Source organism: Pantoea sp. SGAir0418, assembly GCF_043529865.1.
Genome location: NZ_CP027911.1, coordinates 734,399 through 747,669 on the forward strand (window position 1 = coordinate 734,399; position 13,271 = coordinate 747,669).

8 protein-coding genes are annotated in these 13,271 nt (G+C 62.9%); 1 reads left to right on the forward strand and 7 read right to left on the reverse strand.

What is annotated here, in order from left to right; translation table 11 throughout:
* Window position 1: 1 nt before the first annotated feature.
* The 7 genes from urtD to atzF all read right to left on the reverse strand — a co-directional run bounded on the left by urtD (window position 2) and on the right by atzF (window position 11,075).
* Complete coding sequence (gene urtD / locus C1N84_RS03365) at window positions 2-793, reverse strand: urea ABC transporter ATP-binding protein UrtD (protein WP_058771510.1); 792 nt, start codon at window positions 791-793, stop codon at window positions 2-4.
* Window positions 786-1,862, reverse strand: a complete 1,077-nt coding sequence (urtC, locus tag C1N84_RS03370) for an urea ABC transporter permease subunit UrtC (RefSeq protein WP_394541731.1) — start codon at window positions 1,860-1,862, stop codon at window positions 786-788. The genes urtD and urtC overlap by 8 nt, the downstream gene beginning before the upstream one ends.
* Complete coding sequence (gene urtB, locus C1N84_RS03375; protein ID WP_264442005.1) at window positions 1,862-3,427, reverse strand: urea ABC transporter permease subunit UrtB; 1,566 nt, start codon at window positions 3,425-3,427, stop codon at window positions 1,862-1,864. Before urtB ends, urtC begins: the two co-directional genes overlap by 1 nt.
* Before the next feature lie 221 nt (window positions 3,428-3,648).
* On the reverse strand, window positions 3,649-4,917 hold the full coding sequence (urtA, locus tag C1N84_RS03380; RefSeq protein ID WP_264443595.1) for an urea ABC transporter substrate-binding protein: 1,269 nt from the start codon (window positions 4,915-4,917) through the stop codon (window positions 3,649-3,651).
* Between the two features lie 30 nt (window positions 4,918-4,947).
* Complete coding sequence (locus tag C1N84_RS03385) at window positions 4,948-5,649, reverse strand: GntR family transcriptional regulator (protein ID WP_104093707.1); 702 nt, start codon at window positions 5,647-5,649, stop codon at window positions 4,948-4,950.
* Window positions 5,650-5,658: 9 nt separating this feature from the next.
* A complete protein-coding gene (uca, locus tag C1N84_RS03390; RefSeq protein WP_264442006.1) occupies window positions 5,659-9,276 on the reverse strand; it encodes an urea carboxylase in 3,618 nt (1,205 codons plus the stop codon).
* Window positions 9,277-9,278: 2 nt separating this feature from the next.
* Window positions 9,279-11,075 carry an allophanate hydrolase gene (gene atzF, locus C1N84_RS03395; RefSeq protein WP_104093705.1) on the reverse strand — a complete coding sequence of 599 codons (1,797 nt, stop codon included), beginning with the start codon at window positions 11,073-11,075 and terminating at the stop codon, window positions 9,279-9,281.
* A gap of 256 nt (window positions 11,076-11,331) precedes the next feature.
* Between atzF and sltY the strand changes: the two genes are divergently transcribed.
* Window positions 11,332-13,251 carry a murein transglycosylase gene (gene sltY, locus C1N84_RS03400; RefSeq protein ID WP_264443597.1) on the forward strand — a complete coding sequence of 640 codons (1,920 nt, stop codon included), beginning with the start codon at window positions 11,332-11,334 and terminating at the stop codon, window positions 13,249-13,251.
* Window positions 13,252-13,271: the final 20 nt, after the last annotated feature.

A 13,271-nucleotide genomic window follows, 5' to 3' on the forward strand; every position in this document is an offset into this window, starting at 1 on the left:
CTCAGCGCCCCAGATATACGTCGATAACCCGATCGTCCGCCTGTACCTCGCGCAGCGATCCCTCAGCCAGCACCTGGCCCTGATGCAGCACCGTCACGTGGTCGGCAATGGTTTCCACAAAGCCCATGTCATGTTCCACCACCATCAGTGAGTGCTTGCCCGCCAGGCTGCGGAACAGCTCGGCGGTGTAGTCGGTTTCGGCATCGGTCATGCCGGCTGCCGGTTCGTCCAGCAGCAGCAGGTGCGGCTCCTGCACCAGCAGCATGCCGATTTCGAGAAACTGCTTCTGCCCGTGCGACAGCAGACCCGCCTGCCGCTGGCGTTCGCCGCCGAGCCGCAGCAGTTTGAGCACCTCGTCGATGCGATCGCGCTGCTCGCCGCTAAGCCGGGCGCGCAGGCTGGCCCACACCGATTTATCGTTTTTCAGCGCGATTTCGAGGTTTTCAAACACCGTCAGCGCTTCAAACACCGTGGGTTTCTGAAACTTGCGGCCAATGCCGGCGCGGGCGATTTCGACCGGCGACAGCTGGCGCAGATCGGTATCCTGGTCGTAGATCACCTGGCCGCTGTCCGGCCGGGTTTTGCCGGTGATCACGTCCATCAGCGTGGTTTTTCCCGCGCCGTTCGGGCCAATCACGCAGCGCAGTTCGCCGACGCCAATCTGCAATGACAGATCGGTCAGCGCGCGGAAGCCGTCAAACGAGACGTTGATGTTCTCCAGCAGCAGCACCGGATCGGTTTGCTGACGATGGCGATCCGCCGGGTGCGGTTGGGTAAACAGTTGCTCAGTCATGGTGCCTCCGGCGCAGCAGGCCAATCACACCACGCGGCAGGAACAGCGTGACCAGGATGAACATCAGGCCCAGGAAAAACAGCCAGTATTCCGGGAAGGCGACGGTGAACCAGCTTTTGGCACCGTTGACGATGGCCGCACCCAGCAGCGGACCAATCAGCGTGCCGCGTCCACCGAGTGCCACCCAAATCGCCGCTTCAATTGAGTTGGTCGGCGACATTTCGCTCGGGTTGATGATGCCGACCTGCGGCACGTACAGCGCCCCGGCCAGCCCGCACAGCACGGCGGAGAGTGTCCAGACGAATAGCTTGAAGCCCTTCGGATCGTAACCAACAAACATCAGGCGGTTTTCCGCATCGCGCACCGCCGTCAGCACGCGACCAAACTTACTGCGCGCCAGGGCAAAGCCCAGCGCCAGGCTGAACAGCAGCAACAGCACGGTCGCGATAAACAGTGCGATACGCGTGCCGGTGGCGGTGACGCTGAAACCGAGCAGGGTCGTAAAACCGGTAAAGCCGTTGTTGCCACCAAAGCCGGTTTCGTTGCGGAAAAACAGCAGCATGCCGGCGTAAGTCAGCGCCTGCGTCATGATGGAAAAGTAGACGCCTTTGATTCTGGAGCGAAAGGCGAAGAACCCAAACAGCAGCGCCAGCAGGCCCGGCACCAGTACAATCAGGCACAGCGCCCAGAGAAAGTGCTGGCCGCCGGCCCAGAACCACGGCAGCTCATTCCACGACAGAAACGACATAAACGCCGGCAAACCGCTGCCTGCAGCCTGGCGCATCAGGTACATGCCCATGGCATAGCCGCCGAGGGCAAAAAACAGTCCGTGGCCGAGCGACAGCAGCCCGGCGTAGCCCCACACCAGATCCAGCGCCACCGCGACAATCGCATAGCAGAGGATTTTGCCCACCAGCGTCAGCGTATAGGTGGAGATCGCCAGCGGATGGCTGGCGGGCAGCAGGGCGCAGAACGGCAGCACCAGCAGCAGCGCGGTCACGATGACGCCGAGAATCAGGCTGAGGCGCGGCGCTTTGCGCACCGCGCGTAAGGTCAGTGGCTGGCTCATCAGTCAATCACCCTCCCTTTAACGGCAAACAGACCCTGGGGACGTTTCTGGATGAACAGTACAATCAGCACGAGGATCAGGATTTTGCCGAGCACTGCGCCAATCTGCGGCTCCAGCACTTTGTTAAGGATGCCGAGACCAAAAGCCGCCACCACGGTGCCGGCCAGCTGACCGACGCCACCGAGCACCACCACGAGGAATGAATCGATGATGTAGCCCTGACCCAGTTCCGGTCCGACGTTGCCCAGCTGCGACAGCGCGACGCCGCCGAGTCCGGCAATGCCGGAACCGAGGCCAAACGCCAGCATATCGATGCGCCCGGTCGGCACGCCGCAGCAGTCGGCCATAGCGCGGTTCTGCGTGACCGCCCGCACATTCAGCCCCAGCCGGGTTTTATTCAGCAGCAGCCAGGTGAGCGCCAGCACCGCGATGACAAACAGGATTACCGCGATGCGGTTATACGGCAGCACCAGATTCGGCAGCAGCTGCCAGCCGCCGGACAGCCAGCCCGGGTTGGCCACTTCGAGGTTCTGCGCGCCAAACAGCATGCGCACCAGTTGAATCAGCATCAGGCTGATGCCCCAGGTGGCGAGCAGCGTCTCCAGCGGGCGACCGTATAAGTGGCGGATGATGGTGCGTTCCAGCAGCATGCCCATTACGGCGGTGACGGCGAAGGCCACCGGCAGCGCCAGCAGCGGGTACCACGCCAGCCACTGCGGCGCAAACTGCTGGAACAGATTCTGCACCAGCCAGGTGGCGTAGGCGCCGAGCATCAGCATCTCGCCGTGCGCCATGTTGATCACGCCCAGCAGGCCGTAGGTGATCGCCAGGCCGAGCGCGGCCAGCAGCAGAATGGAGCCGAGCGACAGACCGGTAAACGCCTGCCCGAGCCAATCGCCCCACATCAGGCGCTGCCTGATGTGCTGCAGGCTGGCGGCCGCAGCGGCGCGCACCTGCGCATCGGGTTCGTTGCTGGCCTGGGTTAAGCGCGTCAGGCTGGCCTGCATCGCCGGATCGCCCGATTCTCCGAGCAGCGTGACCGCTTTCAGGCGCAGCGCGGCGTCCGGGCTGGCGAGCTGCAGATTCGCGGCGGCCATCGCCAGCACCGCGTGCACCTTGCTGTCCTGTTCGGCGGCGAGGCGCTGTTCAATCAGCGGCAGCTGGTCAGGTGCGGCATCGTTTTGTAACTGTTGCGCCGCGCGCAGGCGAGTCGCCGCATCGTCACTCACCAGCTGGTGGGCGGCGAGGGCGCTGGCAATCAGCACGCGCAGCCGGTTGTTCATGAAGAGTTTTTTGGTTTCGCCGTCCGGCTGCCGGGCGCTGTCGAGCGGCAGAAGCTGGTCAGCCTGTTTGCTGAACGGCTGTTTGTTCTGGTCGATAACCACGCTTTCATTGCGCAGCGCCTGCAGCAGCGGCAAGCGGCTGGCCTGCGGCGCCGCAGCCCACTGCTGCAGCAATGTCGCCTGCTGCGTGCGGCTGGCAGCGGCGAAATCAGCGCCATCACCGGCCTGCGCCAGCCACGGCAGCAGTAACAGCAGGCAGCTGAGAATACGGCGGAGTGTCATGGTGATCATCCTGTTATGGTTACGTTGGGTGCGGTGTGGCCCTCATCAGGGTTAGGGCGTTGTCTGGCCCTCACCCCGGCCCTCTCCCGGAGGGAGAGGGAGACGCTGCTACAGGTGAGTTCGGTAGCGGCGTGCTGGCTCGATCGGTTCCCTCTCCCGCCAGCGGGAGAGGGTTAGGGTGAGGGCCAGCGGGCCAGAGGGCGAGGGCCATCAGCCTCCCCTTACTGCGCCGACTTCACCGGATAGTCCGGCTTCTTATCATTCCCGGCGATGTACGGACTCCACGGCTGGGCGCGTACCGGCTGTTCGGTCTGCCACACCACGTTGAACTGGCCGTTCTCCTCCACTTCACCAATCATCACCGGCTTGTGCAGATGGTGGTTGGTTTTGTCCATGGTCAGCGTAAATCCGTCCGGTGCTTTAAACGTCTGTCCGGCCATTGCGGCGCGCACTTTATCCACATCGGTGGTGCCGGCTTTCTCTACCGCCTGCGCCCACATGTGCAGACCAACGTAGGTGGCTTCCATCGGATCGTTGGTCACTACGGTGTTGGCGTTCGGCAGGTTGTGCGCTTTGGCGTAAGCGCGGTAGTCGGACACGAACTTCGCATTAGTCGGGTTATCCACTGACTCAAAGTAGTTCCACGCCGCCAGCTGACCGACCAGCGGTTTGGTGTCGATGCCGCGCAGCTCTTCTTCCCCCACCGAGAAGGCGATTACCGGAATGTCGGTTGCTTTAATGCCCTGGTTCGCCAGCTCTTTGTAGAACGGGACGTTGGAATCACCGTTGATGGTGGAGATCACCGCGGTTTTGCCACCGGCGGAGAATTTTTTGATATTCGACACGATGGTCTGGTAATCGCTGTAACCAAACGGCGTGTACACCTCTTCGATATCCTTATCCTGCACGCCTTTGCTATGCAGGAAGGCACGCAGAATCTTGTTGGTGGTGCGCGGATAGACGTAGTCGGTGCCGAGCAGGAAGAAGCGTTTGGCGCTGCCGCCATCTTCGCTCATCAGATACTGCACCGCCGGGATCGCCTGCTGGTTCGGCGCGGCGCCGGTGTAGAACACGTTCGGCGACATCTCTTCGCCTTCGTACTGCACCGGATAGAACAGCAGGCCGTTCAGCTCTTCAAACACCGGCAGCACCGATTTGCGCGAGACCGACGTCCAGCAGCCAAACACCACCGCCACTTTGTCCTGAGTCAGCAGCTGGCGCGCTTTTTCGGCGAACAGCGGCCAGTTAGAGGCCGGATCGACCACCACCGGTTCCAGCTTCTTGCCCAGCACGCCGCCTTTGGCGTTAATCTCATCAATGGTCATCAGCGCCACATCTTTCAGCGGCGTTTCGGAAATCGCCATGGTGCCGGACAGCGAATGCATAATGCCGACTTTGATGGTGTCTGCCGCCTGTGCGGTAAAGGCGAAGCCCATGCTGGCAACGGTAGCGGAGAGCGCGAAAGCTTTAAGCAACGAACGTCGTTTCATCATTTAAACCCCTAACTGTGTTATCTGTTGTTATTCAATGGGTTGAAGCCGAGCCTGCTGTAACATATGCAACGTAATCTTCCTGACCTCGGCCTTACTGACGGCAATGTGGTCGGTTAAAATGCGCTGTGCCTCCTCGGTGTGTTGCTGAAAAATCGCCCGTAAGATCTGAGCGTGCTCGCGGTACGTGGCATCGACCCGGTCATCCCGCGTGAAGTCGAGACGGCGAATGATGCGGATTTTTTCTGTCAGCTCGGCGTGGATGCGCGCCATCTCCTGATTGCCCGCCGCCGCCACCAGCGCCATGTGAAACGCTTCGTCGTGCGCTGATACCGCTTTGCCATCTTCCAGCCGGGCATCGTCGATCCAGAAGGTTTTCAGCGCGGTCAGGGTTTCCGCGCAGGCCAGCGGCGGCAGCGCGCACAGGCGGCGCACCGCTTCGCGTTCCAGCACGGTGCGGAAGTCGTACAGCTCCTCGAAGTAGGCGAAATCGAACGGCCGCACCTGCCAGCCGCTGCGAAACCACACCTCGACGTAGCCTTCGCGCTCCAGCCAGAACAGTGCCTGACGCACCGGCGTGCGGCTCACCGCCAGCCGATCGGCGATTTCGTTTTCGCTGAAGCGGTCACCCGGCATCAGACGGAACTCAAAGATGTCCTGCTTCAGCGCCTGATAAACCTTTTCGGCCAGCGCTTCGGGACGGCCTTTGCTGCGGGGCGCGCTACTGTTCATACCTGCTCCTTAAGCCAGCCACAGCAGGGTGTCGCCCGGACTTACCGGACGGCCCGCCTGGCAGGCAATGCGTTTCACCGTGCCGGCCTGCGGCGCGACAATCGCCAGCTCCATCTTCATCGCTTCCACGATGATCAGCGTCTGGCCGGCCTGCACCGTATCGCCCGGCGCAACCAGCACTTTCCAGATGTTGCCGTTCATGTCAGCGCACACTGCCAGCGCGTCGTCCTCTGCGTCGGCGACCACCAGCGTCTCTTCACGGGTGAGCGGCGCTTCCTGCTCTTCCTGCGCCCACAGCGTGACTTCCTGCTCAAACGCTGCGGCCTGACGTTTGCGGAAGGCACTGATTTCCGGCGCGTTGTCGGCGAGGAACTGCTGATGGGCCGCAAAATCAAACTCGCTCTGCTCGATGCGAATGCGGGCGCGACCGGCGCGGAAATCGTCGCGCAGCTGCGTCAGTTCCGCTTCGCTCACCGGATAGAAACGCACCTGGTCAAAGAAGCGCAGCAGCCAGGGTTCGCCGGCGGCAAACTGATCGTTTTGCAGGAACTTGTTCCAGATGGGCAGCGTGCGCCCCACCAGCTGATAGCCGCCCGGTGAATCCATGCCGTAGATGCACATGTACATACCGCCAATGCCCACCGTGCCTTCGGCGGTAAAGGTGCGCGCCGGGCTGTATTTGGAACTCAGCAGGCGATGGCGCGGATCGATCGGTACCGCGCACGGCGCGCCGAGATAGACATCGCCGAGACCGAGAATCAGATAGCTGGCGGCAAACAGGGTGTCGCGTACCGCTTCGCGGCTCGCCAGTCCATTGATGCGCTGAATGAAGTCAACGTTATTCGGCAGCCACGGCGCGCTGGCGCGAACCGTCTCTTTGTAACGCTCCACCGCGCCGAGTGTGGCGCTGTCTTCAAACGCCATCGGCAGCCAGACGATGCGCGACGGCACTTTCAGCGCGCTGACGTCGCCCAGCCCGGCTTCCAGCTCCAGCAGCAGCGTCATCAACTGCTGCTGACCGATCACCAGGCTGTCATAGCGCACCTGCAGCGAGCGCACGCCGGGCGACAGCTCTTCAATGCCGGGCTCTGCACGCTGGCGCAGCGCCTGCATCAGCAGGTGTACGCGCAGGCGCAGCGCCAGATCCAGCACGTTATCGCCGTACTCAATCAGCACATATTTGTCGCCCGCCTGGCGGTAGACCGCCGCAGGCGTGGTGGCGGTTGCCGGCAGCGCCGCTAACAGGGTGGCAGAACCGATGTCGCTCGCCGCCAGCGACGGCACCGCGAAGGCCGGTGCGTGCTGGCTGCGCAGCGTGGTTACGCTGTGCGCCTGGGCTTTCTCCAGCGCGACCGCTTCGTCGGCGCTGATCGGGTGGAAGCGGATGCGATCGCCCGGTTTGACCTGGCCGACTTTCCACAGCTCGGCTTTGGCGATGGTGACCGGGCAGACGAAGCCACCAAGGCTTGGGCCGTCGTGCGTCAGGATCACCGGGAAGTCACCGGTAAAGTTCACCGCGCCGATGGCGTATTCGCAGTCGTGTACGTTAGACGGATGCAGCCCGGCTTCACCGCCGTTAGCGCGCGTCCAGCTGGGTTTAGGCCCGACCAGACGGACGCCCAGCCGGTTGGAGTTGTAATGCACCTGCCAGTCGCTGGCAAAGAACTCATCGATGGCAGCCTGGGTGAAGAAATCCGGTGCGCCGTGCGGGCCGTACAGCACGCCAATGCGCCATTCGCTGCCGTAGTGCGGCACCAGCGCGCGATCCAGCGCTTCAGGTTCGCTGACCGGGGCTGGCGTGGTGCAGGCGGCGAGCGCTGGCTGGGAGATCGGCAGCATGTCGGCGACGCGCAGCGTGCGTCCGGCGTGGCCGCCAAACTGGCCCAGCGAGAAGGTGGCGCGGCTGCCGAGGTATTCCGGCACGTCGAAACCATTACGCACCGCTAAATAGGTGCGGCAGCCGCTCTGCGCGCGGCCCAGCGTCAGGGTTTGTCCGGCTTTCACCGCCACCGGCTGCCAGTAGTCGACCGCGCTGCCGTCGAGATCGGCCGGACAGTCGGCACCGGTCAGCGCGATCAGCGCATCGCTGTGGAAGCGCAGCGTCGGGCCCTGCAGGGTGAACTCCAGCCCGGCGGCGCAGGCGTGGTTGCCGACGATACGGTTGGCCAGGCGGAAGGCGAAGTCATCCATCGGGCCGGACGGCGGCACGCCGATGTCCCAGTAGCCCAGGCGGCCGGGAAAGTCCTGAATGCTGCTGAACGTGCCCGGCTGCAGCACTTCGATGACGCTGGCCGCCGGCGTAAAGCCGTCAAGGAAGCGCGTCCAGACGTTGCCGCTGCGGAAGGCGTCGGTCGCCACGATCTGACGCAGATAGTCGAGATTGGTGGCGATGCCGTGCAGTTGGGTGGCATTGAGCGCCTGCTGCAGCTTCGCCAGCGCGGCGTCGCGCGTTTCGCCATGCACGATCAGTTTGGCTACCATCGGATCGTAAAACGCCGTCACTTCGCTGCCGGTCTCGATCCAGCCGTCGACGCGCACCCCCGGCGGGAAGCTGACGTGGGTTAACACGCCCGGGCTCGGCTGGAAGTTTTTCAGCGGATCTTCGGCGTACAGCCGCACCTCAATCGATGCGCCGTGCGGTGCCTGCTGCAGACGATCCCAGTCGATGGCATCGTCCGCCGCCACCTGCAGCATGCACTCCACCAGGTCAAGACCGGTGACGCACTCGGTCACCGGATGCTCCACCTGCAGGCGGGTGTTCACTTCGAGGAAATAAAACGCGTCCTGCGCGGCGTCATAGATGTACTCCACGGTGCCGGCGCTGCGGTAATTAACCAGCTCGCCCAGCCGCACCGCTGAAGCCAGCAGCGCTTCACGCGTGGCCTGCGGCAGATTAGGGGCCGGCGTCTCTTCCACCACCTTCTGATTGCGGCGCTGCAGCGAACAGTCGCGTTCGCCCAGCGCAATCACCTTGCCCTTGCCGTCGCCAAAAATCTGCACTTCCACGTGGCGCGCACGATCAATGCAGCGTTCAAGAAACACGCCGGCATCGCTGAAAAACTGTTCCCCCAGGCGACGCACGCTCTCCCACGCGTTCTCCAGGGCCGTGGCGTCGGCGCAGCGGGTCAGACCGATGCCGCCGCCACCGGCGGTGCTTTTCAGCATCACCGGATAGCCAATGTCTTCCGCCGCGCTGAGTGCGTCCTGCAGCGAACTGAGCAGTGGCGTGCCCGGCGTCATCGGCACGCCAGCGCTGGCCGCCAGCTCACGGGCGCGATGCTTGAGACCAAATTCGCCGATCTGCTGTGCGGTCGGGCCGACAAACGCGATGCCGGCCTCTTCGCAGGCGGCGGCGAACGGCAGGCTCTCCGACAGAAAACCGTAGCCGGGCCAGATGGCCTGCGCGCCGCTTTGCTGCGCAGCGGCCAGAATTTTGTCGATGCGCAGATAGCTGTCGCTGGCTTTGTCACCGCCAAGGGCGATGGCCACATCGGCTTCGGTAACGTGACGCGCATTGCGGTCGGCATCCGAATAGACCGCCACGCTGGTTACGCCGAGGCGCTTCAGGGTGCGGATGGCACGACAGGCGATTTCGCCACGGTTAGCAATCAGAACGGTGCTGAACATGATTAGTGATTCCCCTGTGACGTCAGCCAGTTGCGCCAGCCGCCGAATTCAGTGATTTCCAGCGCCTGCGTCAGCGCTGCCGGTTCGCAGATAAAGCCTTTCACGATGCGTCCATCCGCCAGCGTCAGCGAGCCGATGCCGAGCGGTGCCGGGATTTCCGCGACGAATTCGCCAAAGCGCGCCAGCGGGATGTCCCACAGTTCAACGGTGATGGCGGCGCCGCTGTCGCCGCGCAGCAGGCCGGGCTTTTTGATCGGGCCATCGAGCAGGGCGAACAGGCGATAGTGGCTGGCGGTTTGCGTCTCTTCGACCCACACCGCCTGACGCGTGGTGAGCTGGAAATTCAGCGGCATGCCGGTGAGATGAGCGCCGACCACCGCCACGCGCACGTGGTCAGGCGACGGTGGCAGCGCGGCGGGCTGCGGCGGCAGTGCTTTGCCGGTGGCCCCGAGCGGCAGCGCCAGCTGCTGCTGCCAGCGCAGGCCAAACGTCGCCAGCGCGCGGTCGTGCCACGCCGGGGCGATCAGCGTGATGCCCGCAGGCAGCCCATCGGCGCGGAACGGGCCAGGCAGCGCCAGCGCGCTGAGATCGGCCAGGTTCGTGAAGTTGGTATAGGTGCCGAACTGCGAGTTGTAGTGCACCGGCTCCTGCTGCATCTCTTCCAGCGTATGGATGGTGGGCGAGGTCGGCACCACCAGCGCATCGAACCGGGCCAGCGTCTGCTGGATCTGGCGCGTCAGTTCGGCGCGCAGGTATTCGGCCTGATACGCCTCGACGGCGCTGTACTGGCGGCCGCTGCTGACGATGCCGTACACCACCGGATCCATCTCTTCCGGGCGGTCGAGCATCTCGCCGACCGCCACGGTGCGCTCGGCCACCCACGGGCCGTAATAGAGCTGCTCTGCCAGCTGATGGAAAGGGGCGAAGTCGATAGGGTGCAGCGTCGCACCGCTCGCCGTAAGCTGCTCCAGCGCGCTGAGCCACGCCGCTTCCGCCTGCTGGTCACCGTAAAACTGCGGCGCGGCAGGGATCGCCAGCGAGGGTTGCGGCTGGAAACTGGCCGGTGCGCTGCGTAGCGACTGGCGCGCGTAGGCGTCACCGGCGTCGTAGCCGCCCGCGATGCTGGCGACGCTAAAGGCATCGGCAACCGTCAGGGCGAACACCGAGATGGTGTCATTGAGACGGCAGGCCGGTACCACGCCGCTGGCCGAGAACCAGCCTTTGGTCGGCTTCAGCCCGACGATATTGTTAAAACCTGCCGGCACGCGGCCGGAGCCGGCGGTATCGGTGCCGAGCGAGAAGCCGACCAGGCCGCGCGCCAGCACTGACGCGGAGCCGGAGCTGGAACCGCCGCTGACGTAGGCCGGATTAAAGGTGTTGCTCACCGCGCCATACGGCGAGCGGGTGCCAACCAGACCGGTCGCGTACTGATCGAGGTTGGTTTTACCGATGACGATAGCGCCTGCCGCTTTCAGCCTGGCCACCACGAAGGCATCGGCTGCGGCCTGATAGGTCAGCGCCGGGCAGGCGGCGGTGGTCGGCCAGCCTGCCACGTCGATGTTGTCTTTGACGGCAAACGGCACGCCAAACAGCGGCAGGGCGGCCGGATTGCGCTGATACGCCGCCAGCAGCGGTTCAACCTGCGCCAGCAACTGGGCTGGCGAAGCGAGGTACAGCCAGGCATTATCCTGGTTATCGAGTGCGTCGAGATGTGCGGCCAGCAGTGCAGGGATCTGCTGTGCATCCTGCTGTGCGCAACGTTGCCAATCCTGAAGCGTAAAACCGAAGGTCGATGCCATGAGTGAATTCCAGCTGGTATACAAGATGGCATTCAACAGAGCAAAGCACGTGCCAGAGTTGTAACTGAATGAAAACGCATAGCTATTTGATGGGTAATAAGTTTTTCTGATGATTATTTGCACAATTGCGGCGCAGACGTTGAACAATCACGGTGCGCCTGGGTAAATTTTGTGAAGAACGTGGCAAGAGCCGGTTGGCCTGGTTAGCATGAAGGGAGTCCGGCATAAGCTGGAGCGCAGCAATGAGGAGAGCGGAGTGGAGAAGTGGCGTAACTGGATGATAGGGATCTGTCTGGTCAGCACGGCCGGCAGCGTGTGGGCCGATTCGCTGGATCAGCAACGACAGCGCTATGCGCAAATCAAACAGGCCTGGGACAACAAAAAGATGGACCAGGTTGAGCAGCTGATGCCAACGCTGCAGGATTATCCGCTCTATCCGTACCTGCAGTACCGCCTGCTGGCGCAGGATCTCGATCAGGAGACCGGGCTAGCGGTGAAAAACTTTATTCAGCAGTATCCGACGCTGCCGCCGGCGCGTTCGCTGCAGACGCGCTTTGTTAACGTGCTGGCGCACCGCCAGGACTGGCCGGGCGTGCTCAGCTTCAGCCCGGATGAGCCAAAGCCGGTGCAGGCGCGCTGTAACTGGTACTACGCCAAATGGGCGACCGGTCAGCAACAGGCGGCGTTTGACGGGGCCAAAGCCATCTGGCTGCGCGGGACCGCGTTACCGAACGACTGCGACAAGCTGTTCTCGGTGTGGCAGGCGTCAGGGCAGCTGTCGCCGATCACCATCCTCGAACGCATCCGCCTGGCGATGAAAGCCGGCAACGACAGCCTGGTTAATTACCTGGCGAAAATGCTGCCGGCGGATTATCAAACCACCGCCAGCGCGCTGATTGCGCTGCAGCAGAATCCCCAGACCGTCACCACCTTTGCCAGCACCCTCGGCCCGACCGATTTTACCCGCATGGCCACCAGCTACGCCTTTGCCCGCGTGGCGCGTCAGGATATGGACAATGCGCGCATGATGATCCCGCAGCTGGTTCAGGCGCAGAAGATGAGCCCGGCGGAAGAGCAGGATCTGAAAGAGACGGTGGTGTGGCGCATGATGGGTGCCGATCTCACCTCGGAGCAGGCGCGCTGGCGCGATGCGGTGGTGATGAACAGCGAATCCACCGCGCTGATTGAGCGGCGCGTGCGGCTGGCGCTGAGTGAAAACGACCGTCGCGGCCTGAACACCTGGATTGCCCGGCTGCCGGTGGAAGCCAAAGACAAAGATGAATGGCAGTACTGGCAGGCCGATTTACTGATGGCGCAGGGGCGCAAAGAGGAAGCGGAAGAGATTCTGCGTAAGCTGATGCAGCAGCGCGGTTTCTATCCGATGGTGGCGGCACAGCGGCTGGGCGTCGAGTATCCGCTGCAGGTGGATCAGGCTCCGGCGGCGGACAATAGCGTGGTGCAGGGGCCGGAGATGGCGCGCGTGCGCGAGCTGATGTACTGGGGGCTGGATAACCTGGCGCGCAGCGAGTGGGCCAATCTGATCAGCAGCAAAACCCGTACCCAGCAGCAGATGCTGGCGCGCTACGCCAATGAACAGGACTGGTGGGATCTCAGCGTGCAGGCCACCATCACCGCGAAAATGTGGGACAGCCTGAAAGAGCGTTTCCCGCTGGCGTGGCGCAATCTGTATCAGCAATACACCAGCGATAAGGGCATCACGCCAAGCTACGCCATGGCGATCTCTCGTCAGGAGAGTGCGTGGAACCCGAAAGCGCGCTCACCAGTTGGCGCCAGTGGCCTGATGCAGGTGATGCCGGGCACCGCCAGCCATACCGTGAAGATGTATAACATTCCGGGTTACGTTAACAGCAGCCAGCTGCTCGATCCGCAGACCAATATTCAGATTGGTACGCAGTATCTGGAGTATGTCTATCAGCAGTTTGGTCAGAACCGCATCTTCTCTTCTGCCGCCTACAATGCCGGCCCGGGGCGGGTGCGCAGCTGGCTGAATACCAGCGGCGGCAAACTGGATGCGGTGGCGTTTATCGAAACCATTCCCTTCTCGGAAACCCGCGGCTACGTGAAAAACGTGCTGGCCTACGATGCTTATTACCGCTACTTCATGGGCAAGCCGGATAAGATTCTCGCCGACGGCGAGTGGAATCGCCGTTACTGACTGTGTTATGCTTCCGTACT

Excerpts from the sequence above, each read along its gene's own strand:
- urtD (WP_058771510.1), bottom strand. The coding sequence starts at position 793 with ATGACTGAGCAACTGTTTACCCAACCGCACCCGGCGGATCGCCATCGT.
- urtC (WP_394541731.1), bottom strand. The coding sequence starts at position 1,862 with ATGAGCCAGCCACTGACCTTACGCGCGGTGCGCAAAGCGCCGCGCCTC.
- urtB (WP_264442005.1), bottom strand. The coding sequence starts at position 3,427 with ATGACACTCCGCCGTATTCTCAGCTGCCTGCTGTTACTGCTGCCGTGG.
- urtA (WP_264443595.1), bottom strand. The coding sequence starts at position 4,917 with ATGAAACGACGTTCGTTGCTTAAAGCTTTCGCGCTCTCCGCTACCGTT.
- C1N84_RS03385 (WP_104093707.1), bottom strand. The coding sequence starts at position 5,649 with ATGAACAGTAGCGCGCCCCGCAGCAAAGGCCGTCCCGAAGCGCTGGCC.
- uca (WP_264442006.1), bottom strand. The coding sequence starts at position 9,276 with ATGTTCAGCACCGTTCTGATTGCTAACCGTGGCGAAATCGCCTGTCGT.
- atzF (WP_104093705.1), bottom strand. The coding sequence starts at position 11,075 with ATGGCATCGACCTTCGGTTTTACGCTTCAGGATTGGCAACGTTGCGCA.